This is a genomic window from Micromonospora sp. NPDC047187 (assembly GCF_040643355.1).
Taxonomy (GTDB): domain Bacteria; phylum Actinomycetota; class Actinomycetes; order Mycobacteriales; family Micromonosporaceae; genus Micromonospora; species Micromonospora salmantinae.
In genome coordinates, this window is the sequence record NZ_JBEYUF010000025.1 from 62,755 (window position 1) to 86,466 (window position 23,712).

General features: G+C 70.9%; 25 protein-coding genes and 1 pseudogene. 22 read left to right on the plus strand and 4 right to left on the minus strand.

The window, feature by feature from the left end; all coding sequences use genetic code 11:
• The first annotated feature begins 48 nt into the window (after positions 1-48).
• The 11 genes from ABZ794_RS28310 to sigJ all read left to right on the plus strand — a co-directional run bounded on the left by ABZ794_RS28310 (position 49) and on the right by sigJ (position 10,852).
• Entirely contained in the window at positions 49-312 is a 264-nt protein-coding gene (locus ABZ794_RS28310; RefSeq protein ID WP_030335709.1) for a phosphoribosyl-ATP diphosphatase, read from the plus strand.
• A gap of 49 nt (positions 313-361) precedes the next feature.
• Entirely contained in the window at positions 362-1,207 is an 846-nt protein-coding gene (gene hisG, locus ABZ794_RS28315) for an ATP phosphoribosyltransferase (protein ID WP_210785439.1), read from the plus strand.
• Between the two features lie 183 nt (positions 1,208-1,390).
• Positions 1,391-1,864, plus strand: coding sequence for a PH domain-containing protein (locus ABZ794_RS28320; protein ID WP_238690151.1), 474 nt, complete (start codon positions 1,391-1,393; stop codon positions 1,862-1,864).
• A 373-nt stretch (positions 1,865-2,237) separates the two neighbouring features.
• Positions 2,238-2,888: a translation initiation factor IF-3 gene (gene infC, locus ABZ794_RS28325; RefSeq protein WP_030488427.1), complete on the plus strand. Its 651-nt coding sequence runs from the start codon at positions 2,238-2,240 to the stop codon at positions 2,886-2,888.
• 20 nt (positions 2,889-2,908) lie between these two features.
• Positions 2,909-3,103 (plus strand): 50S ribosomal protein L35, encoded by a 195-nt coding sequence (gene rpmI, locus ABZ794_RS28330; RefSeq protein WP_007458415.1) that lies wholly within the window; start codon positions 2,909-2,911, stop codon positions 3,101-3,103.
• A gap of 31 nt (positions 3,104-3,134) precedes the next feature.
• Positions 3,135-3,527, plus strand: coding sequence for a 50S ribosomal protein L20 (gene rplT, locus ABZ794_RS28335; protein ID WP_030488429.1), 393 nt, complete (start codon positions 3,135-3,137; stop codon positions 3,525-3,527).
• Between the two features lie 29 nt (positions 3,528-3,556).
• Positions 3,557-4,408 carry an RNA methyltransferase gene (locus ABZ794_RS28340; RefSeq protein WP_357518399.1) on the plus strand — a complete coding sequence of 284 codons (852 nt, stop codon included), beginning with the start codon at positions 3,557-3,559 and terminating at the stop codon, positions 4,406-4,408.
• 219 nt (positions 4,409-4,627) lie between these two features.
• Positions 4,628-5,707 (plus strand): phenylalanine--tRNA ligase subunit alpha, encoded by a 1,080-nt coding sequence (gene pheS / locus ABZ794_RS28345; RefSeq protein WP_357518401.1) that lies wholly within the window; start codon positions 4,628-4,630, stop codon positions 5,705-5,707.
• Between the two features lie 40 nt (positions 5,708-5,747).
• The gene (gene pheT / locus ABZ794_RS28350) at positions 5,748-8,294 is read left to right on the plus strand and encodes a phenylalanine--tRNA ligase subunit beta (RefSeq protein ID WP_357518403.1); all 2,547 of its coding nucleotides are present in this window, start codon (positions 5,748-5,750) and stop codon (positions 8,292-8,294) included.
• 772 nt (positions 8,295-9,066) lie between these two features.
• Positions 9,067-9,801 carry an NmrA family NAD(P)-binding protein gene (locus ABZ794_RS28355; protein ID WP_210786260.1) on the plus strand — a complete coding sequence of 245 codons (735 nt, stop codon included), beginning with the start codon at positions 9,067-9,069 and terminating at the stop codon, positions 9,799-9,801.
• A gap of 82 nt (positions 9,802-9,883) precedes the next feature.
• The gene (gene sigJ, locus ABZ794_RS28360) at positions 9,884-10,852 is read left to right on the plus strand and encodes an RNA polymerase sigma factor SigJ (RefSeq protein WP_357518405.1); all 969 of its coding nucleotides are present in this window, start codon (positions 9,884-9,886) and stop codon (positions 10,850-10,852) included.
• Between the two features lie 111 nt (positions 10,853-10,963).
• Here the strand turns inward: sigJ and ABZ794_RS28365 are convergent.
• Positions 10,964-11,188 (minus strand): annotated as a pseudogene (locus ABZ794_RS28365) (ISAzo13 family transposase); the annotation flags it as partial.
• 187 nt (positions 11,189-11,375) lie between these two features.
• Between ABZ794_RS28365 and argC the strand changes: the two are divergent.
• The 8 genes from argC (at position 11,376) to argH (ending at position 19,958) form a co-directional block, all read left to right on the plus strand.
• On the plus strand, positions 11,376-12,377 hold the full coding sequence (argC, locus tag ABZ794_RS28370) for an N-acetyl-gamma-glutamyl-phosphate reductase (RefSeq protein ID WP_357518407.1): 1,002 nt from the start codon (positions 11,376-11,378) through the stop codon (positions 12,375-12,377).
• Positions 12,374-13,546 carry a bifunctional glutamate N-acetyltransferase/amino-acid acetyltransferase ArgJ gene (gene argJ / locus ABZ794_RS28375; protein ID WP_357518409.1) on the plus strand — a complete coding sequence of 391 codons (1,173 nt, stop codon included), beginning with the start codon at positions 12,374-12,376 and terminating at the stop codon, positions 13,544-13,546. The genes argC and argJ overlap by 4 nt, the downstream gene beginning before the upstream one ends.
• 55 nt (positions 13,547-13,601) lie before the next feature.
• Positions 13,602-14,507, plus strand: a complete 906-nt coding sequence (argB, locus tag ABZ794_RS28380) for an acetylglutamate kinase (protein WP_091402003.1) — start codon at positions 13,602-13,604, stop codon at positions 14,505-14,507.
• Positions 14,504-15,733: an acetylornithine transaminase gene (locus ABZ794_RS28385; RefSeq protein WP_357518411.1), complete on the plus strand. Its 1,230-nt coding sequence runs from the start codon at positions 14,504-14,506 to the stop codon at positions 15,731-15,733. The genes argB and ABZ794_RS28385 overlap by 4 nt, the downstream gene beginning before the upstream one ends.
• Positions 15,730-16,698, plus strand: a complete 969-nt coding sequence (gene argF / locus ABZ794_RS28390) for an ornithine carbamoyltransferase (protein ID WP_210786255.1) — start codon at positions 15,730-15,732, stop codon at positions 16,696-16,698. The genes ABZ794_RS28385 and argF overlap by 4 nt, the downstream gene beginning before the upstream one ends.
• Positions 16,695-17,210, plus strand: coding sequence for an arginine repressor (locus ABZ794_RS28395; protein WP_210786254.1), 516 nt, complete (start codon positions 16,695-16,697; stop codon positions 17,208-17,210). Before argF ends, ABZ794_RS28395 begins: the two co-directional genes overlap by 4 nt.
• Positions 17,207-18,418 (plus strand): argininosuccinate synthase, encoded by a 1,212-nt coding sequence (locus tag ABZ794_RS28400; RefSeq protein WP_210786253.1) that lies wholly within the window; start codon positions 17,207-17,209, stop codon positions 18,416-18,418. The genes ABZ794_RS28395 and ABZ794_RS28400 overlap by 4 nt, the downstream gene beginning before the upstream one ends.
• 76 nt (positions 18,419-18,494) lie before the next feature.
• Positions 18,495-19,958: an argininosuccinate lyase gene (gene argH, locus ABZ794_RS28405; RefSeq protein ID WP_210786252.1), complete on the plus strand. Its 1,464-nt coding sequence runs from the start codon at positions 18,495-18,497 to the stop codon at positions 19,956-19,958.
• Between the two features lie 43 nt (positions 19,959-20,001).
• Here argH and ABZ794_RS28410 read toward each other — a convergent pair whose 3' ends face one another.
• The 3 genes from ABZ794_RS28410 to ABZ794_RS28420 all read right to left on the minus strand — a co-directional run bounded on the left by ABZ794_RS28410 (position 20,002) and on the right by ABZ794_RS28420 (position 21,418).
• A complete protein-coding gene (locus tag ABZ794_RS28410; protein WP_124771195.1) occupies positions 20,002-20,355 on the minus strand; it encodes an MmcQ/YjbR family DNA-binding protein in 354 nt (117 codons plus the stop codon).
• 95 nt (positions 20,356-20,450) lie between these two features.
• Positions 20,451-20,876: a DNA-binding protein gene (locus ABZ794_RS28415; RefSeq protein WP_210786251.1), complete on the minus strand. Its 426-nt coding sequence runs from the start codon at positions 20,874-20,876 to the stop codon at positions 20,451-20,453.
• Between the two features lie 86 nt (positions 20,877-20,962).
• On the minus strand, positions 20,963-21,418 hold the full coding sequence (locus ABZ794_RS28420) for a hypothetical protein (RefSeq protein ID WP_210786250.1): 456 nt from the start codon (positions 21,416-21,418) through the stop codon (positions 20,963-20,965).
• Between the two features lie 174 nt (positions 21,419-21,592).
• Here ABZ794_RS28420 and ABZ794_RS28425 point away from each other — a divergent pair, with 174 nt between their 5' ends.
• The 3 genes from ABZ794_RS28425 (at position 21,593) to ABZ794_RS28435 (ending at position 23,686) form a co-directional block, all read left to right on the plus strand.
• Positions 21,593-22,234, plus strand: coding sequence for a DNA-3-methyladenine glycosylase (locus ABZ794_RS28425; protein WP_357518415.1), 642 nt, complete (start codon positions 21,593-21,595; stop codon positions 22,232-22,234).
• 88 nt (positions 22,235-22,322) lie between these two features.
• Positions 22,323-23,408: an exo-alpha-sialidase gene (locus ABZ794_RS28430; protein ID WP_210786249.1), complete on the plus strand. Its 1,086-nt coding sequence runs from the start codon at positions 22,323-22,325 to the stop codon at positions 23,406-23,408.
• Positions 23,409-23,410: 2 nt separating this feature from the next.
• Positions 23,411-23,686: a ubiquitin-like small modifier protein 1 gene (locus ABZ794_RS28435; RefSeq protein WP_196922357.1), complete on the plus strand. Its 276-nt coding sequence runs from the start codon at positions 23,411-23,413 to the stop codon at positions 23,684-23,686.
• The last annotated feature ends 26 nt before the right edge of the window (positions 23,687-23,712 follow it).

Here is a 23,712-nt window from a genome sequence, read left to right on the forward strand (position 1 = left end):
GGACCCGGACGCGGGGTGCCGCCCGGGTGGCTGGAAGAATCGTTCCCCGTGAAGACGTTCGAGGAGTTGTTCGCCGAGCTGCAGGCCAAGGCCGCCGCCGGCACCCCGGGCTCGGGCACCGTCGCCGCGCTGGACAAGGGCGTGCACTTCATCGGCAAGAAGGTCGTCGAGGAGGCGGCCGAGTCGTGGATGGCCGCCGAGCACGAGGGGCCGGAGCGCACCGCCGAGGAGATCTCCCAGCTGCTCTACCAGGTCCAGGTGCTGATGCTCGCCAGCGGTCTCGAACTCAAGGACGTCTACCGACATCTGTGAGTGCCCCCACCCCTGTTGATCGCCAACCGGATCGAAGGAGCACTCCGTCATGCTGCGTGTCGCCATTCCCAACAAGGGCACCCTGGCCGAACCGGCCGCCCAGATGCTGCGCGAGGCGGGCTACCGCCAGCGCACCGACCCCAAGGACCTCGTCTGCCGGGACGAGGCCAACGACGTCGAATTCTTCTACCTGCGTCCGAAGGACATCGCCACCTACGTCGGCTCCGGTGACCTCGACCTCGGGATCACCGGCCGGGACCTGCTGATCGACTCGGCCGCGCCGGCCGAGGAGGTCGTCGACCTCGCCTTCGGCCGGGCCACCTTCCGCTTCGCCGCCCGCCCCGACGACATCGCCTCCGTGCAGGAGTTGGGCGGTCACCGCATCGCCACCGCGTACCCGGGGCTGGTCGAACGGCACCTCGGCGAGATGGGCGTCAAGGCCGACGTGATCCGCCTCGACGGCGCGGTGGAGAACGCCGTACGCCTCGGGGTCGCCGACGTGATCGCGGACGTGGTGGAGACCGGCGCGACCCTGCGCCAGGCGGGCCTGGTGGTCTTCGGTGAGCCGCTGCTGCGCTCGTCGGCGGTGCTGGTCCGGCGCGCCGACGCGCCCGCGCAACCGCAGGCCGAGCAGTTGCTGCGCCGCCTGCACGGTGTGCTGGTGGCCCGCCGCTACGTGATGCTCGCCTACGACGTGCCGGCCGGTCTGCTGGACCGGGCCAGCGGGCTCACCCCGGGCATCGAGTCGCCCACCGTGTCGCCGCTGCACCGCGAGGGCTGGGTGGCGGTGCAGGCGATGGTGCTCCGCGACGACGTGCACCGCATCATGGACGAGCTGTACGAACTGGGCGCCCGCGCCATCCTCGTCACCAACATCCACGCCTGCCGCCTCTGACCCTGCTCGGCGATCTTGCACTTTCTGCACCGACACAAGGCGCCTATCACCCTGAACCGACAACCGAAACCGCAAGATCGGCGATCCTTCCGCTCGCCGGGGGGGCACAGGACTCGGGGTTCTGCGGTGGTGGCTCGGCGGGTGGTGCGTTTGGTGGACGAGTGCGGGTGGCAAACTGGTGGGGTGAGTGAAACCGAACTGGTCCGCCTGAAGCCCCGCCGCATCCGCGTGGTCTGCTGGTCGGCGGCGGCTGCCCTGGTGGTGGTGTTCGCTCTGGTCGCTACCTCGTTGAGTGGCCCGACCGGCGATGGTTACGGCAGCTTCCAGCGCGGCGACCAGATCGCCATGATCGGCCTGGGCGTCTTCGGTGCGCTGGGCTTCCTCCTGTTCACCCGCCCCCGGGTGGAAGCGGACGCCCGGAGCATCCGGGTCCGTAACGTCATCAGCTCCTACGAGCTGCCCTGGGAGGTTGTCCGGGGCGTCCGCTTCGACCGGGGCGCGCCGTGGGCCAGCCTGGAGCTGCACGACGACGACCTGCTGCCGATGGTCGCGTTGCAGGCCGCCGACAAGGAGCTGGCCGTCGACGGGGTCCGCGCGCTGCGCCGGCTGCACGAGGCCCACCAGGCTCGCCTCGCCGAACGCGCCGTCGGCCGCTGACCCAGCGCGGTTGACCCGCCGACCTGCTGGGCTCGGCGTCTCTGAACACCAGGTCGTGCCCGGTTTGGGGGTCGCCGGGCCGCCGGTGTAGTGTTATCGAGTCGACCAGGCTGTCTCCGCGTGCGAGCAGGCAGCCTTGAAAGCGGAGCGCCTGCTCCCACCCGAGTCGCCGCTACGGTGGCCGGGTCCGGTCACCGGTTCCGGGCATGTCCCGGTGCCGGATGCGCGATCCTTGTGATCGTGCTGACCGGTCGAGCGGGCCCTGGCATATGCCGGGGCCTTCTGCTTTTCGGTCGGTTCCCTCCCGGGAGCCGCAGGGGTCGGCGAGTGAGCAGAAACGACTCGAGGAGGCCCCATCAGCGTCGAACCACGCGTGAACGAGCAGATCCGGGCACGTGAGGTCCGACTGGTCGGCCCAGAGGGTGAGCAGGTGGGCATCGTCCCGCTGGAGCGCGCTCTTCAGCTGGCCGCGGACGTCGATCTGGACCTGGTCGAGGTTGCGCCGATGGCGCGCCCGCCGGTGTGCAAGCTCATGGACTTCGGCAAGTTCAAGTACGAGAGCGCACTCAAGGCGCGCGAAGCGCGGCGTAATCAGCAGCAGACCGTCATCAAGGAAATGAAGCTTCGGCCGAAGATCGACCCGCACGACTACGAGACCAAGAAGGGTCACGTGGTGCGGTTCCTCAAGGCGGGCGACAAGGTCAAGGTGACGATCATGTTCCGCGGTCGCGAGCAGAGTCGTCCGGAGCTGGGTTACCGGCTCCTGCGCCGGCTCGAATCCGAGATCACGGAACTGGGATACGTCGAGGCCGCTCCGAAGCAGGACGGTCGAAACATGATCATGGTTCTCGCCCCGCATCGGGCCGTCAAGGCCTCCGCGGTCGCCGCCACGGCGTCTCGCGGCGGACCTCGGGACCGGGCAGCGGACGAGTCCGCCGCTCCGGAAGCCGATGAGACCGCAGCGGTCAGCGAGACCGCAGCAGCCGGTGACACCGGCCTCGCCGCCGACACCAGCAGCGAGTAACAGGGGAGAAGACGTTCCACATGCCGAAGATGAAGAGCCACACGGGTATGGGTAAGCGGGTCAAGGTGACCGGCAAGGGCAAGATCGTTGCCCAGCAGGCCGGCCTCCGCCACAACCTGGAGAAGAAGCCCTCCACCCAGACCCGCCGGCTGACCGGCACGGTCGTGCTGGCCAAGGCCGACGTCAAGCGCATCAAGAAGCTGCTCGGCCGCTGACGCGCGCCACCTTACGTAATTAGGAGTTGAGATGGCACGCGTCAAGCGGGCTGTAAACGCCCAGAAGAAGCGTCGTACCCTGCTGGAGTCCGCGAGTGGTTACCGCGGTCAGCGCTCCCGCCTGTACCGCAAGGCCAAGGAGCAGGTGCTGCACTCGATGCAGTACGCCTACCGGGACCGTCGCGACCGCAAGGGCGACTTCCGGCAGCTGTGGATTCAGCGGATCAACGCGGGCGCCCGGGCCAACGGGATGACCTACAACCGTCTGATCCAGGGCCTGCGTCTGGCCGGCATCGAGGTCGACCGCAAGATCCTGGCCGACATGGCTGTCAACGACGCCGCCTCTTTCGCGGCGATCGTCGAGCTGGCCCGGGCCGCGGTCACGGCCGAGGGCACCGGCGGCGCGGCGGCTCAGGCCGCCTGATCCCCACGCACCAGAGCGAGGCGTCTCCCGTGTCGGCACCGCCGTCCGGGGGGCGCCTCAATCGTGCCGGAGGAGCGCACATCATGGCTTTCACCCCGCGTACACCAAGGGTTGTCGCCGCCCGCCGGCTGCAACGCCGCCGGGACCGCGACGCCACCGGCCGTTTCCTGGCCGAGGGCCCGCAGGCGGTCCGCGAGGCCCTCGCGCGGCCGGAGGTGGTCACCGAGTTGTTCGGTACGACCACAGCACTCGACAGGTACCCGGAGTTGGCCGCCACGGCGGCCCGCGCCGACGTGCCGGTCTCCGAGGTGACCGACGACGCGCTCGCGGCGCTGACCGAGACCGTCGCCCCACAGGGGTTGGTCGCCATCTGCCGGCACCTGGACGTGTCGCTGGAGCAGGCCCTCGCGGGTGCGCCCCGGCTGGTGGCGGTGCTCGCCGAGATCCGCGACCCGGGCAACGCCGGCACCGTGCTGCGCACCGCCGACGCGGCCGGCGCGGGTGCGGTGATCTTCGCCGGAGACGCCGTCGACCCGTACAACGGCAAGTGTGTGCGGGCCTCGGCGGGCAGTCTCTTCCACGTCGACGTGGTGCGCGCCCCCGACCCGGTCGCGGTGGTCGACGCGCTGCGCGCCGCCGGGCTGTCGATCTTCGCGACCACCGGGTACGGCGACAACGACCTGGACGACCTGACCGACTACGGTCGGCTCGTCGGGCCCACCGCCTGGCTGTTCGGCTCGGAGGCGCACGGGCTGCCCGAGGAGTTGACAGCCGCCGCCGACACCACGGTGCGGGTGCCGCTCTACGGGCGCGCGGAGAGCCTCAACCTGGCTGCCGCCGCAGCGGTCTGCCTGTACGCTTCAGCGAGAGCGCAGCGCTGAGGGTGATTGCCTCCGGCGCGACTGACAGCAGGGGAGAGCGTCCGTCCATGAACGCGACACGGCGTTCGTTTAGCCAGCCCGCCGGTGTCGGCGGGCGGCGGGCCTGACCTGCTCCCTGCGCAACTCCTACCGGCGGGCTGCGGCACAGCCGCGCGTCCGTAGACTCGCCTAGCCGCCCCGGTGAGGGCTGGCGCCGCCGTGAGGGAGTGCCCGTACGCCATGAGCTACCGCAACGATCCGTACGACCCGAAGCAGGTCGCCCTGCTCGACCCCGCCGCCCTGGCCGAGGCCGTCGCGGACGCCACGAAGGCGTTCGAGGCCGCGGCCGACCCGGACGCGCTGACCGCGCTGCGCTCGGTGCACCTGGGTGACCGGTCACCGGTCTCCCTCGCGCGCCGGGAGATCGGCGCGCTGCCGCCGGCCGCGAAGTCCGACGCCGGCAAGCGGGTCAACGAGGCCCGGCGGGCGATCGAGTCCGCGTACGCCGAGCGCGCCGAGGTGGTGGAGCGCGAGCAGGCCGAGCGGGTGCTGGTCGAGGAGCGGGTGGACGTCACCCTGCCCTACGACCGGCGTCCGCGCGGCGCCCGGCACCCGTTGAGCACCCTGATGGAGTCGATCAGTGACCTCTTCGTCGGGATGGGCTACGAGGTGGCCGAGGGGCCCGAGGTCGACCTGGAGTGGGTCAACTTCGACGCGTTGAACATCCCCGCCGACCACCCGGCGCGCGGGTTGATGGACACCTTCCACATCGCACCCGCTGATGGCTCCGCGGGCTCCGGCCTGGTGCTGCGTACGCACACCTCGACGGTGCAGACCCGCACGATGCTCAGCCGCAAGCCGCCGATCTACGTGATCGTGCCGGGTCGCGTCTACCGCACCGACGAGATCGACGCCACCCACAGCCCGGTGTTCCACCAGGCCGAGGGCCTGGTGGTCGACAAGGGCATCACGATGGCCCACCTGCGGGGCACGCTGGACCACTTCGCCCGGGCGATGTTCGGCCCGGAGGCGAAGACCCGGTGGCGGCCGCACTACTTCCCGTTCACCGAGCCGTCGGCGGAGTTCGACGTGTGGTTCCCGGAGCACCGGGACGGCCCGCAGTGGGTCGAGTGGGGTGGCTGCGGCATGGTCAACCCCCGGGTGCTGCGCGCCTGCGGCGTCGACCCGGAGGTCTACTCCGGATTCGCGTTCGGCATGGGCATCGACCGGACCCTGATGGTCCGGCACGGGGTCAGCGACATCCGCCATCTCTTCGAGGGCGACGTGCGGTTCAGCCGCGCGCTCGGGACCGGGGCGTAGGCGATGCGGGTACGAGACACGGGAACGGTGGTCTGAAGTCATGCGAGTTTCTGTCAGCTGGCTGCGGGAGTACGTCGACCTCCCCGCCGACCTGCCCACCGGTGACCTGGAGCAGGCCCTGGTCGACCTCGGCATCGAGGTCGAGTCCGCGGTGGACCTGGCCGGGACCGTCACCGGCCAGCTCGTCGTCGGTGAGGTCCGCGAGATCGAGGAGCTCACCGGCTTCAAGAAGCCGATCCGGTTCTGCCGGGTCGACGTGGGTGCCGCCAACGGCACCGGTGAGCCGCAGGAGATCGTCTGCGGTGCCCGTAACTTCGCCCCGGGTGACCGGGTGGTGGTGATCCTGCCCGGCGGCGTGCTGCCCGGCGGCTTCGCCATCGGCGCCCGCAAGACGTACGGGCACAACTCGGCGGGCATGATCTGCTCGGCCAAGGAGCTGGGCCTGGGCGACGACCACTCCGGCATCATCGTGCTGGGGCCGGACGTGACGGCCAAGCCGGGTGACGACGCGCGCCCGGTGGTCGGCCTCGACGACGTCGTCCTCGATCTGGAGATCACCCCCGACCGGGGGTACGCGCTGAGCCTGCGCGGCCTGGCCCGGGAGCTGTCGCATGCGTTCGACGTGCCGCTGCGCGACCCGGCCCTGGCACCGGCTCCGGGCGGCACCGAGACGCCGGCGTACCCGGTGGAGGTCCGCGACACTGTCGGCTGCGACCGGTTCACGGCCCGCCTGGTCCGCGGGGTCGACCCGACCGCGCCCACACCGTCCTGGATGCAGCAGCGGCTCGTCACCGCCGGCATCCGCAGCATCTCGCTGCCCGTCGACATCACCAACTACGTGATGGTGGAGCTGGGCCAGCCGATGCACGCCTTCGACGCCGACCGGATCGCCGGGCCGCTGGTGGTCCGTCGCGCCGACGCGGGGGAGAAGCTGACCACCCTCGACGGGGTCAACCGGGTGCTCACCGCCGACGACATGGTGATCTGCGACGACACCGGCCCGATCTCCCTGGCGGCGGTGATGGGCGGCGAGACCAGTGAGGTCGTCGCCGGCACCACCACAGTGCTCTTCGAGGCGGCGCACTGGGACCCGGCGATGGTCGGGCGCACCGCCCGCCGGCACAAGCTGTTCAGCGAGGCCGCGAAGCGCTGGGAGCGGGGCGTCGACCCGGCCGTGGCGCTGGTCGCGCTGGAGCGTGCCGTGCGGCTGCTCACCGAGCACGGCGGGGGCACGCCGAGTGCGGAGATCCTGGACATCGACCACGTCCGGCCGCGTACCCCGATCAGTCTTCCGGCGGACCTGCCGACCCGGCGGGTCGGCGTCGAGTACCCGCCCGCGCGGGTGGTCGCCCTGCTGGAGCGGGTCGGCTGCACTGTCGCGCAGGGCGCGGACCGGTTGTCCGAGGACCCGGGCGCGGTCGGCGTGGCCAGCGGCGTCGGGACGGTGCTGAGCGTGACCCCGCCGACCTGGCGGCCCGACCTGACCGACCCGGCCGACCTGGTCGAGGAGGTGGTCCGCCTCGACGGGTACGACCGGGTGCCGTCGGTGCTGCCGACCGCGCCTCCAGGGCGCGGTCTGACCCCGCGGCAGCGTCGCCGCCGGGCCGTCGCCGGGTCGCTGGCCGAGCGGGGGTACGTGGAGGTGCTCGCGCACCCGTTCGTGTCGCCGGAGCTGGCCGACCAGCTCGGCCTGCCGGCCGACGACCCGCGCCGGCCCGCGGTGCGGCTGGCCAACCCCCTGTCCGAGGAGGAGCCGCTGCTGCGCACCACGCTGCTCGGCCCGCTGCTCGGCATCCTCAAGCGCAACCTCGGCCGGGGTCACCGCGACCTCGCCCTCTACGAGATCGGCGCGGTCTTCCACCCGCGCGTCGGCGCCGGCAGCCCGCCGGCGATGGGCGTGGACCGACGCCCCACCGACGCCGAGTTCGCGGCCGCCGACGCTGTGGTGCCGGCGCAGCCGGTGCACGTCGCGGTGGTGCTCTCCGGTGACCTGGACCCGGCCGGCTGGTGGGGTGCGGGTCGACCGGCCGGCTGGGCGGACGCGATCGAGGCGGCCCGTGACGTGCTGGCCGCCGCCGGGATCCCCGACGAGCGGGTCGAGGTGCGCGCCGCCGAGTACGCCCCGTGGCACCCGGGTCGCTGCGCCGAGCTGCGGGTCGACGACTCGGTCGTCGGACACGCTGGCGAGTTGCACCCGGTGGTGGTCGCGGCGTTGGAGCTGCCCCGCCGCACCAGCGCGATGGAGCTGAACCTCGACACGCTGCCGCCGACCCCGGTGACGCCGGCGCCGACGGTCTCCGGCTTCCCGCCGGCGCTGATCGACGTGGCTCTGGTGGTGGACGACTCGGTGCCGGCGGAGCAGGTGCGCCGGGCGCTGGAGGCGGGCGCCGGTGAGCTGCTGGAGGACGTGCGGCTGTTCGACGTGTATTCCGGCGCGCAGCTCGGCGCCGGCCGCCGCTCGCTGGCGTACAAGCTCACCTTCCGGGCACCGGACCGGACGCTCACCGTCGAGGAGGCGGTCGCGGCACGGGACGCGGCGGTCGCCGTCGCGGCGGAACGCCTCGGCGCCACCCTGCGCGGCGCCTGACGGGGGTCGGCCCGCCCCGCCCCGCGATCTCTTGATCCGCGGGTCCGGGGTCCGAGTCGCTGGCGGGGCAACCTGCGATTAAAGGCCCTGGCCTGGTGATTTCTCACCAGGCCAGGGCCTTTAAAAGCGGTGGATTGAATACGGCACCCGTTACGGAGGCTCTCGTGGGTAGCTATTCAATGGATGAACGTGAAGCATTTGAGGTGATGTCAAAGTCGGCCGCGTGGACGGACTGGCTGGAATGTGTTCGGGTGACCATGGACAAGTGACGCCGCACGGAAGCCCGTTCTCAATGTTCAGGGCACCGGCAGTTGGTGCCGTGACCGGGGAGCTTAAGAGAAGTCTCGCAACTCCGAGCGCGGTTCGCAGCCGGATGCGATCCTGGGGGCATGGCGGGCCCAGGCCAGGATGACGCCGAGGTGGCGTACATGCGGGAGGTCACCGAGGCCGAAGGTGATCTCGACGACGAGGGGGGTAAGCATCGTTCCCCCGTCGTGAGAGGCGCGAACGGGAGTCAGGTGATGTCGACCACGCCGAGACCGGGCTCCGCGCACCTTCGCTTCGTGTTGGCATACGCCTTACCATGCAACGCGCGCGCCGTAGCCCTCCCCACGGCCCGCATTCACCGGTGAGGTCCGCCCCCCGGTTACCCCCACCGGTCGCAGCGGCTGAGGGGCCCTGAGAAAGATCTGCCTCGGAACCTGACATCTTCCTGGCCTGCGTCGTCATATTGGTGAGGGCGGCGACCGGTGGCCCGGAACGGGAGTGAAAAATGAAGGTTTTCATCGCTGGTGGGCGCGGCCGTGTCGGCTCCCCCCTTGCTGACAAGCTGGAGGCCAGGGGCGTCGAGGTGGTCTCGGGAGGACTTGATGACGGGATCGACGTGATCTCTGGCGAGGGGCTCGCCGAGGCCCTCGTCGGAGTCGACACCATCGTGAACGTCCTGAACACCCCCCGTTTTGATGCGGAGGGGGCGATTTCGTTCTTCGAGGGAGCGATCAACAATCTGAATGCGGAGGGCAAGCGGGCAGGTGTGCGTCATCACGTCCTGCTCTCCATCGTCGGCGTCGGACAAGGAGACGCGTCTGAGATTGGGTACTACCTCGGCAAGGTAGCGCAGGAGAAGGCCGCAAGATTCGGTTCGATCCCCGCAACCATCATTCGAGCCACTCAATTCCAGAGCTACCTTCCCGTCCTCATCGACCAGCACACTGTGGACGGAAAGGTTTTCGCTCCCAGGTCGTTCATCCAGCCCGTCGAACTGGACGAGGTCATCGAGCTGCTCGCCGAGGCTGCCACGACATTGGAGCCGGGAAGCGAGGTCGAGATCGCTGGACCCGACCGCTTCTACCACGATGACCTCTTCCGTGCCACGCTGGCTGATCGCGGAGACGACCGCGAGGTTGTGACCGTGGAGGCGGAAGGGGCACCCGATGCGATGGTTCCACGTGGCGCTCACCGGGTAGGGACTGTGAGGTACCCCATTTCAGGAATCCCCCTCGCCTGAAACCAAAATAAGAGGACGATGGAACGCTCGGGCGTCAGATGATAGTTGAGGCATGCCGCGCTCAGATCGGAAAGGGTGCCCAATGTCGGAAGATTTTCCTGCCGAATCCGTAGGGTTCGGAGGAGCCGAGCGTGATGAATCGCGGATTCTCGATTCCGTCGCGGCCGAGCGACGCCGTTTGATGTCGCTGGCCTTTCGTATGATGGGCACCCTGGCCGATGCTGAAGATGTTGTGCAAGAGACGTATGTCAGATGGTACCGCCTTGAGGCCGAGGAACGTGAAGCGATTGCCACGCCCGCTGCGTGGTTGATGCGAGTTGCGAGCCGTATCTCACTCGACATGCTGGGCTCCGCGCGGGCACGACGGGAGACGTACGTCGGACAATGGCTACCGGAGCCAGTCCCATCTGACCTCTTTGCGGACGCAGCGAAGGAGCCAACGAGCTCCAGTCATATCGCCGCCGACCCGCTCGATCGCGTTTCCCTCGATGATACGGTCAGTATGGCTTTGTTGACGGTCCTCGAGTCTATGACCCCAGCGGAGCGAGTGACGTTCGTACTGCATGATGTATTCGGTGTGCCGTTTGGCGAGATTGCCAGTGTTGTGGGCCGTTCACCAGGAGCCGTAAGGCAATTGGCGACGTCCGCACGTCGGCACGTTCGAGGAGGAAGGCGAGCACAAGTTTCTCCTCAACAGCATGATGAAGTTGTTCGGGCATTTCGCGACGCAACGGTTGGAGGGAATATTGAAGACCTGTTGCGCGTGTTGGCCCCGGACGTCGAACTGCGAGTAGATGGCGGCGGATTCGTCAATGCCGCACCTCGGGTTATCCGTGGTTCGGATCATGTAGCGCGGTGGCTCATGGGAGTGATGCGTAAGCAACCCGCTCTCCGTTTTGAGCGACGAGACACGGCTGACGGTCTCGGATACATGCTTAGAAATGAAGATCATCGATATGGGGTGGCCACCTTCGACGTCAGTGCTGAATGTGTGACGAACGTGTGGCTGATGCTTAATCCGCTGAAACTGACGAATTGGTCACTCGACTAAGGGATTGCAGATCATTAACACGTTGTTTTGATCTTGTTGTCCTCGCCGGTCTGTGCCCGCGGCTGGTGCCGAACAGCACGGCGAGGGGTTCCGCGGCCAGGGCGGCCACCGGCGGCGGATCGATTCCCACTGCGAACGCGGCGGTGTCGTGATCGGTGCCGACATTGACCCAGCCGGTGTTCGCGGTCAGATCGTAGATCCCGTAGGGACGGCTTTGCCCGACTGCGGGTCGGCGAAATCGTGGACGCTGACCGGGGCAGGCTCGCCGGCGGGACGCCACTGGCGGCCGCTGTTCTCGAAGTCGCCGACGAGCTCCTTCTTCTGGGTGTTCACGCTGTGACCGGCTGGCCGGCGTCCCGGTACCGGATGACTGAGACCGGCTCTCCGCAGCCCGATGAGCCAGAAGCATGAAAGGCTCTGGCTCATCGGGATTGGGACTACATCATCATGCAGAGCAGTGTATGAACTTGCAGTCCTGTGTCGTCCTTGTTAATCTTCGCTGCATAGTCATGCGGAGGTGAGTATGGGGATCCGAGTCGCGGTCGCCGGAGCGAGCGGGTACGCCGGAGGCGAGCTGCTGCGCCTGATCGCCGGGCACCCGGAGTTCGACCTGGTCGCCGCCACCGCACACAGCCAGGCCGGGCACCGCGTCGACGTGGTGCACCCGCAGCTCACCGGGCTCGACCTAGTGCTCGGCGAGACCGATCCGACGATCCTGGCCGATGCGGACCTGGTCTTCCTGGCCCTGCCGCACGGCCAGTCGGCGGCTCTCGCGGCCCAGCTTCCGGCCGAGGTGCGCATCGTCGACCTGGGTGCCGACCACCGGCTGGGCGACCCGTACGCCTGGGCGCAGTACTACGGCGGCACGCACGCCGGGCAGTGGACCTACGGCCTGCCCGAGTTGCCCGGTCAGCGGGAGCTGATCGCCGGCTCCACCCGGGTGGCGAACACCGGCTGCTACGCCGCCGCGATCACCCTGGCGCTCGCGCCGCTGATCGCCGACGGCGCGGCCAACCCCGCCGACGTGGTGGTGGTCGCCGCCTCCGGCACCTCCGGCGCCGGCCGGGCGACCAAGCCGCACCTGTTGGCCAGCGAGGTGATGGGCGACCTGTCGCCGTACCGGGTGGGCACCCACCAGCACGTACCGGAGATCAAGCAGGCCACGGGCGCGACCGGCCTGTCGCTCACGCCGGTCCTGGCGCCGATGCCGCGCGGCATCCTGGCCACCGTCACCGCGGTGCCGGCGCGCGGCGTGGATCCGCAGGAGGTGCTGGCGCGGGCGTACGCGGACGCGCCGTTCGTGCACGTGCTGCCGGAGGGCCGTTGGCCGCACACCGCCGCGACCCTGGGCTCCAACTCGTGTCACCTCCAGGCCACCGTTGACGTCGACTCGGGTCGTCTGATCGTGCTCAGCGCGTTGGACAACCTGGGCAAGGGCGCGGCCGGTCAGGCCGTCCAGAACGCCAACCTGATGCTCGGCCTGCCGGAGACGACGGGCCTCTCGATCTGGGGGACCGCCCCATGAGTGTCACCACCCCTCGGGGGTTCCGGGCGGCCGGTGTGGCCGCCGGCCTCAAGACCAGCGGCGGCGCGGACGTCGCCCTGGTGGTCAACGACGGCCCGGACGCCGGTGTGGCCGGTGTCTTCACCACCAACCGGGTCAAGGCCGCGCCGGTGCTCTGGACCCAGCAGGTCGTGCAGGGCGGTGTGGTCCGCGCCGTGGTGCTCAACTCCGGTGGCGCCAACGCCTGCACCGGTCCGGCCGGCTTCCAGGACACCCACGCCACCGCCGAGCACACCGCCGCCGCGTTGACCTCGGTCAGCCCCCGGCTGATCCTCGGCGCCGGTGAGGTCGCGGTCTGCTCGACCGGTCTGATCGGTGAGCGGCTGCCGATGCCGAAGCTGCTGCCGGGCGTCCGCTCGGCGATCCGTGGGCTGTCCCGCGACGGCGGCCCGGCCGCCGCCGAAGCGATCATGACCACGGACACCCGGCCGAAGACCACTGTGGCCCGGGGGAGCGGCTGGACGGTCGGCGGCATGGCCAAGGGCGCCGGAATGCTCGCGCCCGGGATGGCCACCATGCTCTGTGTGCTGACCACCGACGCGGTGGCCGGGCCGGCGACGCTGGACGAGGCGTTGCGGGCGGCCACCCGGGTCACCTTCGACCGGGTCGACTCGGACGGCTGCATGTCCACCAACGACACGGTGCTGCTGCTGGCCAGCGGTGCGAGCGGCATCGAGCCGACGCCGGCCGAGCTGGCCGCCGCCGTCACCGCGGCCTGTCACGACCTGGCCCAGCAGTTGGTGGCCGACGCCGAGGGCGCCACGAAGCAGATCGCCATCGACGTGGTCGGCGCGGCGGACGAGGACGAGGCGGTCGAGGTGGGCCGTTCGGTGGCCCGCAACAACCTGGTCAAGACGGCGCTGTTCGGCAACGACCCCAACTGGGGCCGGATCCTCGCCGCCGTCGGCACCACCGCCGCCGCGTTCGAGCCGGACGAGGTGGACGTGGCGGTCAACGGGGTGTGGGTGTGCCGGGGCGGCGCCGCCGCCGAGGACCGTTCGAAAATCGACCTGACCGGGCGGGACGTGACCATCCGGATCGACCTGCACGCTGGTACGTCGGCCGCCACGATCTGGACCAACGACCTGTCCCACGCGTACGTGCACGAGAACTCGGCGTACTCAACGTGAGCGCGAGGAACGCAGCGCAGCGGAGTCCCGCAGTCGCGAACGAAAGGCCGGCGCGGTGAGTCTCAGCAGCGATTTGGCTCGCGCCCAGGTCAAGGCGGAGACGTTGATCGAGGCGCTGCCCTGGTTGGCGCGCTTCACCGGCTCGACGGTCGTGGTCAAGTACGGCGGCAACGCGATGACGGACCCGGAGTTGCAGCGGGCGTTCGCGGCCGACATGGTCTTCCTGCGCTATGCCGGCCTGAAGCCCGTGGTGGTGCACGGCGGCGGTCCGCAGATCTCCGCCATGCTGGGTCGCCTCGGCATCGCCAGCGAGTTCCGGGGTGGTCTGCGGGTGACCACCGCCGAGGCGATGGACGTGGTCCGGATGGTGCTGGTCGGCCAGGTGGGCCGGGAGCTGGTCGGTCTGATCAACTCGCACGGTCCGTACGCGGTCGGCCTCTCTGGCGAGGACGCCCGGCTGTTCACGGCGGTGCGGCGTCCGGCGTACGTGGACGGGGTGCCGGTCGACGTGGGCCAGGTCGGGGACGTCGAGTCGGTCGACGTGTCCGCGGTGACCGACCTGATCGAGGCCGGTCGGATTCCGGTGATCTCCACGGTGGCGCCGGACGTGGAGGGTGTGCTGCACAACCTCAACGCGGACACTGCCGCCGCGGCGCTGGCCATCGCGTTGCGGGCCCGCAAGCTGGTCGTGCTCACCGACGTGGCCGGCCTGTACGCGGACTGGCCGGACACCACCAGCCTGGTCTCCGAGATCGCCGCGGACGACCTGGCCAAGCTGCTGCCCAGCCTGGAGTCCGGGATGGTGCCGAAGATGGAGGCGTGCCTGCGGGCGGTGCGTGGGGGAGTGCCCGCCGCGCACGTCGTCGACGGCCGGGTGGCGCACTCCACGTTGCTTGAGGTGTTCACCTCGGAAGGGTTCGGAACGATGGTGGTGCCGGGAGACGGGACGGACGCGACATGAGCACGTTGGCGCAGCGGTGGAAGCAGTCCATGATGGACAACTACGGCACGCCGCCGATGGCGTTGGTCTCCGGTCACGGTGCCGTCGTGGTCGACGACGCCGGCCGGGAGTACCTGGACCTGGTGGGTGGCATCGCTGTCAACGCCCTCGGTCACGCCCACCCGGCGGTGGTGGCGGCGGTGTCGAAGCAGGTCGCGACCCTTGGGCACGTCTCCAACCTCTATGTGGCCGAGCCGCCGGTCGCCCTCGCCGAGCTTTTGTTGGCGCTCGCCGGCCGACCGGGCCGGGTGTTCTTCGCCAACTCGGGCGCGGAGGCGAACGAGGCGGCGTTCAAGCTGTCCCGGCGCACCGGCCGCACCCAGGTGGTGGCCACCAGGGGCGGCTTCCACGGCCGCACCATGGGCGCCCTCGCGCTGACCGGCCAACCGGCCAAGGCCGACCCGTTCCGGCCGCTGCCCGGCGAGGTGACCCACGTCGACTACGGCGACGTCGCCGCCCTCGAAACGGCCGTCTCGGAGGCCACCGCCATGGTGATCCTGGAACCCGTCCAGGGTGAGAACGGTGTGCTGGTCCCGCCGGCCGGCTACCTCGCCGCGGCCCGGCGGATCACCGCCCGGCACGGCGCGCTGCTGGTCCTCGACGAGGTGCAGACCGGAGTCGGGCGTACCGGGCACTGGTTCGCGCACCAGGCCGAGGGTGTGGAGCCGGACGTGGTCACCCTGGCCAAGGGGCTGGGTGGCGGGCTGCCCATCGGCGCGACCCTGGCTTTCGGCCCCGCCGCGGACCTGCTCACCCCCGGCTCGCACGGCACCACGTTCGGCGGCAACCCGGTCAGTTGCGCGGCGGCGCTCGCCGTGGTGGCGACCATCGCCAACGAGGGCCTGCTCGACAACGTCAAGCGGGTCGGTGAGCGGCTGCGTCACGGCATCGAGGCGCTGGGCCACCCGCTGATCGGCGAGGTACGCGGCGCCGGTCTGCTGCTCGGCGTGGCGCTCACCGCGCCGGTCGCCTCGGTGCTGGCCGAGGCGCTGCGGGAAGCCGGTTTCCTGGTCAACCCGGTGCAGCCGGGTGTGATCCGGTTGGCCCCACCGCTGATCCTCACCGCAGCCCAGGCCGACACCTTCCTCGCGGCGCTGCCCGCCGCACTGGACGCGACCGCCCCGGCCGCCGCCGGCGCGCAGACCGCACCAGCCACACTGACCACCACGACGGGGACGACTCGATGACCCGGCACTTCCTGCGCGACGACGACCTCTCGCCGGCCGAACAGTCCGCGGTCCTCGACCTGGCGGCGCGGATGAAGGCGGACCGGTTCGGCCACCGGCCGCTGGTGGGCCCCCGCTCGGTGGCGGTGCTCTTCGACAAGCAGAGCCTGCGGACCAGGATCTCGTTCGACGCCGGGATCGCCGAACTGGGCGGGCACCCCCTGGTGGTGGACACGCAGGTCACCCACTTCGGTCGCGGTGAGTCGCTCGCCGACGCGGGGCGGGTGCTGTCCCGCTACGTCGCGGCGATCGTGCTGCGGACCCACGGCGACGAGCGGATCGCCGAGGTGGCGGCGGGCGCGACAGTGCCGGTGGTCAACGCGCTCACCGACGGTTTCCACCCGTGCCAGCTGCTGGCCGACCTGCTCACCATCCGGGAGCGGTGCGGTGGCACGGCCGGGCGCACCCTGGCGTACGTGGGGGACGGCGCGAACAACATGGCGCAGTCGTACCTGCTGGCCGGGGCGACCGCCGGGATGCACGTGCGGATCGCCGGCCCGGCCGGGTTCGCGCCGGACGCGGCCGTTGTGGAACGGGCCGCCCAGATCGCCGCGGCGACCGGCGGGTCGGTGCGGGTGCTGACCGACCCGGCCCAGGCGGTACGCGACGCCGACGTGCTGGCCACCGACACCTGGACGTCGATGGGGCAGGAGTCCGACGGGTTGGACCGGATCACCCCGTTCCTGCCGTACCAGGTCAACAAGGAGTTGCTCGGTCAGGCCGCGCCGGACGCGATAGTGCTGCACTGCCTGCCCGCACACCGTGGTGAGGAGATCACCGACGAGGTGCTCGACGGCTCGCAGAGCGCGGTCTTCGACCAGGCGGAGAACCGGCTGCACGTGCAGAAGGCGCTGCTGACGTTCCTGTTGGGAACCGCGACGGGAGGCGCCGGGACCGGCGATGCCGTCACCGGGGGGCAGCGATGACCGCGCCGCTGACTCGCGCGGCCCGGCACGCGCGGATCGTGGAACTGATCCGCGACCGGTCGATCCGGTCGCAGACCGAGTTGGCCGACATGCTCGCCGCCGACGGCGTCGGCGTCACCCAGGCCACTCTCTCGCGGGACCTGGAGGAGTTGGGCGCGGTCAAGGTGCGCGGCGGCGACGGCCCGGCCGTCTACCTGATCCCCGAGGACGGGCAGCGACCGTTGCGCGACGCCGAGGCCGCGCCGGCCAGGCTGGTGCGGCTGCTGCGCGAACTGCTCAACGGGGTCGACTCCAGCGGCAACATCGCCGTGCTGCGGACACCGCCGGGCGCAGCCCAGTACCTGGCCAGCGCGTTGGACAGGGCGGGCCTGCCCGAGATCGTCGGCACCATCGCCGGCGACGACACCATCCTCGTCGTGGCCCGTGAGGCCGTCGGCGGGGCCGCGCTCGGAGACAAGCTCGCCGGCTGGGCCCGCCGGGAAGACACCGCTGAAGGGAACACCACGTCATGACCGAGCGGGTCGTGCTCGCGTACTCCGGCGGGTTGGACACCTCCGTCGCCATTCCGTACCTGTCCGAGCAGACCGGCGCCGAGGTGATCGCGGTAGCGGTCGACGTCGGGCAGGGCGGTGAGGATCTCGACGCCATCCGGCAGCGTGCCCTGGACTGCGGTGCCGCCGAGTCCGAGGTGGTGGACGCGCGCGACGAGTTCGCCGCCGACTACTGCCTGCCGGCGATCCGGGCCAACGCGCTCTACATGGACCGCTACCCCCTGGTGTCGGCGCTGTCCCGGCCGCTGATCGTCAAGCACCTGGTGGCGGCGGCACGCAAGCACGGCGGCACGATCGTGTCGCACGGCTGCACCGGCAAGGGCAACGACCAGGTCCGGTTCGAGGTGGGCCTGAACGCGCTCGCCCCCGACCTGAAGATCATCGCGCCGGCCCGGGACTTCGCCTGGACCCGGGACAAGGCGATCGCCTTCGCCGAGGAGAAGGGGCTGCCGATCGACGTGTCGGCCAAGTCGCCGTACTCGATCGACCAGAACCTGTGGGGTCGCGCGGTGGAGACCGGCTTCCTGGAGGACATCTGGAACGCCCCCGTCGAGGGCCTCTACTCGTACACCTCGGACCCGACCCAGGAGCGCGACCCCGACGAGGTCGTGATCACCTTCGACGGCGGCGTGCCGGTGGCGATCGACGGTGAGACGGTCACCCCGTACCAGGCGATCCTGGAGCTCAACCGGCGCGCCGGCGCCCAGGGCGTGGGCCGGCTCGACATGGTCGAGGACCGCCTGGTCGGCATCAAGAGCCGAGAGGTGTACGAGGCGCCCGGCGCGATCGCGCTGATCACCGCCCACCAGGAGTTGGAGGCGGTGACCGTCGAGCGGGACCTGGCCCGGTTCAAGAAGGGCGTCGACCAGCGTTGGGGCGAACTCGTCTACGACGGTCTGTGGTTCTCGCCGCTGAAGGCGTCGCTGGACGCGTTCATCGACGACGCGCAGCGGCACGTGAGCGGCGAGGTACGGATGATCCTGCACGGCGGCCGGGCCACTGTGACCGGCCGGCGCTCCGAGGCGAGCCTCTACGACTTCGGGATGGCCACCTACGACACCGGCGACACCTTCGACCAGTCCCTGGCCAAGGGCTTCGTGCAGCTGTGGGGGCTGCCGAGCCGGATGGCCGCCGCTCGGGACGCCCGTTTGGGCGGTGGCGGACAGTGACATGGGTGAGCGCGAAGACTGAGCAAGCGCGGCGAGCGGGCCCCGCAGTCGCGAGCGAGAGGCAACCAACGCAATGATGGGCGACGTGGACGACAAGAGCCTGACCGAGAACAGCGCCGCCACCAACCGGACGAGCCTCTGGGGCGGCCGGTTCGCGGGCGGCCCCGCCGAGGCGCTCGCCCGACTGTCGGTGAGCGTGCAGTTCGACTGGCGCCTGGCCCCCTACGACATCGCCGGTTCCCGGGCGCACGCCCGGGTCCTCGCCGGCGCCGGCCTGCTCGATCCGGAGGAGCTGGGCCGGATGCTGGCCGCGCTGGACGACCTGGAGGCCGCCTGCGCCTCCGGAACGTTCCGCCCCACCATCGACGACGAGGACGTGCACACCGCGCTGGAGCGCGGTCTGCTGGAGCGTCTCGGCAGCCTCGGTGGCAAGCTGCGCGCCGGCCGGTCCCGCAACGACCAGGTCGCCACCGACCTGCGGCTCTACCTGCGCGACCACGCCCGGGGCGTGGCCAGCCGCCTGGTCGAGTTGGCGGAGGCGCTGGTCGAGCAGGCCGAGCGGCACATCGACACTGCCGCGCCGGGCATGACCCACCTCCAGCACGCCCAGCCGGTCACCTTCGGGCACTGGCTGCTCGCCCACGTGCAGCCGCTGCTGCGCGATCTCGAGCGGCTGCGCGACTGGGACCACCGGGCGGCGATCAGCCCGCTCGGCGCGGGCGCCCTGGCCGGTTCCGGGCTCCCACTGGACCCGGTGGCGGTGGCCAAGGAGCTGGGCTTCCGTACGTCGTTCGCCAACTCGATGGACGCCGTCGCCGACCGGGACTTCGTGGCCGAGTTCCTCTTCACCACCGCCCTGATCGGGGTGCACCTGTCCCGGCTCGGCGAGGAGGTGGTGCTCTGGACCTCGCACGAGTTCGGCTGGGTGGAACTGGACGACTCCTTCGCCACCGGCTCGTCGATCATGCCGCAGAAGAAGAACGCGGACATCGCCGAGCTGGCCCGGGGCAAGTCCGGGCGTCTGGTCGGCGGCCTGATGACAGTGCTCACCATGCTCAAGGGCCTGCCGATGACCTACGACCGGGACATGCAGGAGGACAAGGAGCCGGCCTTCGACGCGGTCGACACCCTGGAGCTGCTGCTTCCGGCCCTGGCGGGAATGATCTCCACGATGACGGTCCGGGTGGACCGCCTCGTCGCCGCCGCACCGGTCGGCTTCTCCCTCGCCACCGAGGTCGCCGACTGGCTGGTCCGACGCAACGTGCCGTTCCGCGACGCGCACGAGATCACCGGCCAGTTGGTGGCGCTCTGCGCGGCTCGGGAGTGCGAGCTGAACGACGTCTCCGACGAGGACCTGGCCGCTATCAGCGGGCACCTCGACCCGTCGGTGCGCGACGTGCTCTCGGTCCGTTCGGCTCTCGCGGCCCGGACCACCCCCGGTTCCACCGGCCCCGGCCCGGTCGCCGACCAGCTCGCCGACGCGGCGGACCGGCTGGCCGGCTGGCGGGAGTGGGCCACCGAGCGGGTCGTTCCGCGCTGAGCTGTGCCGTGGCGTCGGCGTTGGCCGCCGGCGCCGCGGCGGTTCAGGCCGTCGGGCGCTCCCGCTTGGGGAGCTTGGCCACCACCATGTCGTACGACGAGTCGACCGCCTCGGTCAGCTCCTCGTCGTCGATCCCGCCGTCCAGGCGCAGCGTGTTCCACCCGGACCGGCCGATGTAGGCCATCACGCTGGCGTCGTCGGGGTGCCGGTGCAGCCACTCGTCGGCCACCTCGCGAGTCGGCCCGCACTTGATGCCTACCGTCGGTTTGCCCCCGGCGCTGCCGAGGAACGCGAAGATCCGGCCGCCCACCTTCACCACCTCGTCGCCCTCCCACGGTTGGTCCAGCCACGCTCCCGGCTTGGCCAGGCAGTACGCCAACATCTCCGCGCGCTCCATGGGTGCCTCCTCGTCGTGCGCACAGTGTGCCCGCCCCGCGGCCGTCACACGCGCGGCGTGCCGATCCGCCCGGTCCCGGCCCAAGCTGCGCCGGATCAGGGGGTCTGCTCGGCCGAGCGGGCGGCGACCCGTTCGTAGCGCTGCCGGGCCGCCTGTGCGCTGCCCAACCCCAGCCCGTACGCGATCGCCTGCCAGGTCAGCCCCCGGTCGCGGGCCAGCGTCAGCAGGCCGGCCTCCAGGGCGTCCAACTCGGCGCGGACGTGGGGCAGCAGGGTCAGCGCGGCGGTCAGGTCGGCGGCGTCGATCGGCTCCTCCGCGGGTTCGCGCTCGGCCCCGCCGGCGGCCAGCGCGGTGACCAGGGCGACCGCCTCCCACGGGTCGAGCACGTACGGGTGGGCCCACCGGCCGCGCCGCGTGTCGGTGCCGGCGTGCCGCTCGCTGATCCGCTGTAACGCCTCGTGGGTGCGGTGGGCGCGGGCCCGGCCAGGGTCCGGCGCGGTGAAGATGTCCTCGGTCGTCATACCCCGAGCACACCTTATGAACGCCTAATTGTCAACGAAATGTTGAAGCCTGGCGGCACGGGCATGCCGTGCCGCCAGGCGACACCTCAGAGCGCCAGGTTGAACTGGCGCTCGTCGTGCATAGGTGTGCAGTACGGGTCACAGGGGTTCGCGGTCAGCACGCCGAACGCGACGCCCGCCACGAACGGACGCTCGACCGGGACCACCGCGATCCGCACCTGCTGGGTGCCCTCCGCGCAGGTGACCCTCCGCACCGTCGTGCCCGCGCGCATCGTCTGACCGACCGCCTGCGCGACCTTGACCGTGATGTCGAAGTCGATGGCCTTCGAGCAGGTCACAGTGACCGGCACGATCGCCGCCGCGCCCTTCGCCTCGATCTTGCCGGTGGCACCGACCACGAACGCGGTCACTGACGCGTCGTCGGCCTGCGCCGCGGCGCGCAGCGGGACGCTCGCGCTGGCCGACGGTGTGAAGGCCACTGTCGCGGCCGCCGCGACGAGGCCGGTGGCGATCAGTGGTCGCCGGATGCTCCGTACGGTCATGGTGACTCCTCCCGTGATGTCGTCGCTCCCTGCGACGACATCGGGAACACCCCCGAGCCGACGGTCCGGTTTCACTGTTCGGCCGGTTGTCTGATGTGCGACGTGAGTCTTGTTCGGGCCGGCGCTGAATGGTCGCCGCGCCCGGCCGGTGGCGGGATGGGTACCGTCGTGGACATGGCCCTGTCGTCCGGTGACCGCAGCACCGACACCGACCTGGCGGCGCTGGCGGACCTGCTCGCCGGTCCACTGCTGCCGGCGGCGCGCGGGCTGCTGGGCTGCCGGCTGCACGCCGACGGGGTCACCGTCCGGATCACCGAGGTCGAGGCGTACGCGGGAAGTGGCGGCGATCCCGCCTCGCACGCCCATCGGGGTCGCACCCCGCGCAACGCCGTGATGTTCGGCCCCGCCGGGTACGCCTACGTCTACTTCACCTACGGCATGCACTGGTGCATGAACGTGGTCACCGGGGTCGAGGGGGAGGCATCCGCCGTACTGCTGCGCGCCGGTGAGGTGGTTGACGGGCTGGCCACGGCACGGGAGCGCCGGCCGGCCATCCGGCGGGACGTGGACCTGGCCCGCGGGCCCGCCCGGCTCTGCTCCGCGCTCGGCATCGACCGCGAGGCGTACGGGGCGTACCTGCTCGGCGACGGCCCGGTCCGGCTGCGCCCCCCGGCCCGACCGGTGCCGCCGGAGACGGTGGTGGCGGGTCCTCGGGTCGGCGTGACCGGCGCCCACGATCTGCCCTGGCGGTTCTGGCTGGACGCCGACCCTACGGTCAGCGCCTACCGCCGGCACGTGCCGCGCCTGCGCCGCTGAGCGCGTCGTCCGGCGTGTGGGCGGCGGAACCTGTCGGGGGGTGTGGCCATAATCACCGGACCTGCTCACCGACGGTTCGGAGGACGTCATGGCGACACTGCTCGCGATCGGCACGGCGAAGGGACTGTTCCTTGCCACCAGCACCGACGACCGGCGCAGTTGGGAGATCACCGGGCCGCACTTTCCGATGACCGGTGTCTACGCGGTGGCGGTCGACACCCGTCGTCCCACCCCGCGGCTGCTCGCCGGCATGACCAGCTCACACTTCGGCCCCAGCGTCGCCACCAGCGACGACCTCGGCGCATCCTGGGACGAGCCCGACGAGGCGCCGGTCGCGTTTCCGGCCGACACCGGGGTCTCCCTCGGCCGGGTCTGGCAGCTGATGCCGGCCGGCCCCGACGAGCCGGACGTCGTCTGGGCCGGCACCGAGCCCTCGGCGCTGTTCAGGTCCACCGACGGTGGCCGCAGCTTCGAGTTGGTCCGTTCCCTCTGGGATCACCCGCACCGCCCGCAGTGGGAGGCCGGCTTCGGTGGTCAGGCCGTGCACACGGTGCTGCCCCACCCGCGTGACCCGGCTCGGCTGCTGGTCGCGATGTCCACCGGCGGGGTCTACCGCTCGGAGGACGCCGGGGCGAGTTGGGCGCCGGGCAACACCGGAATCCGCGCCTACTTCATGCCGGACGAGTGGCCGGAGTTCGGCCAGTGCGTGCACAAGGTCGCCCGGGACGCCGGCAACCCCGAGCGGCTGTACGCGCAGAACCACCACGGCGTCTACCGCTCCGATGACGACGGCCGCACCTGGTCCTCGATCGCCGACGGGCTGCCCAGCGACTTCGGCTTCCCGATGGTGGCCCACCCCGGGCGTGGCGACATGGTGTGGACCTTCCCGTTGGTGGCCGACGGCGAGCGGTTCCCGACCGACCACCGTTGTCGGGTGTTCCGTTCCGCCGACGCCGGCGGCAAGTGGGAGCCGCTGTCGGTCGGGTTGCCCGAGGGCCCGTTCTATCCGGCGGTGCTGCGGGACGCGATGTGCGCCGACGACTCCACCCCCGGTGGCGTCTACTTCGGCACCCGCTCCGGCTCGGTCTTCGCCAGCCGCGACGAGGGCGACTCCTGGTCGACGGTCGCGGCGCACCTGCCCGACGTGCTCTGCGTTCGCGCTGCGGAGGTCTGAGCGTGGTCACCGTGCTGCTGCCCGGCCCGTTGCGCGGCGAGGCCGGGGGCGCGAGTCGGCTGAACGTCACCGCCGCCGGGACACTGCGGGCGGTCCTCGACGAGATGGCCGTCGCGCACCCCCGGCTGGCCCGGCGCATCCGCGACGAGCGCGGCGAGCTGCGCCGCTACGTCAACGTCTTCGTCGACGGCGAAGACTGTCGGCACTCCGGCGGTCTGGCTACCCCGGTCGAGGACGGCGCGGAGGTGCAGGTGCTGCCCTCGGTGGCGGGCGGCTGACCGGGTCGACACCGAGGGGATTCCTG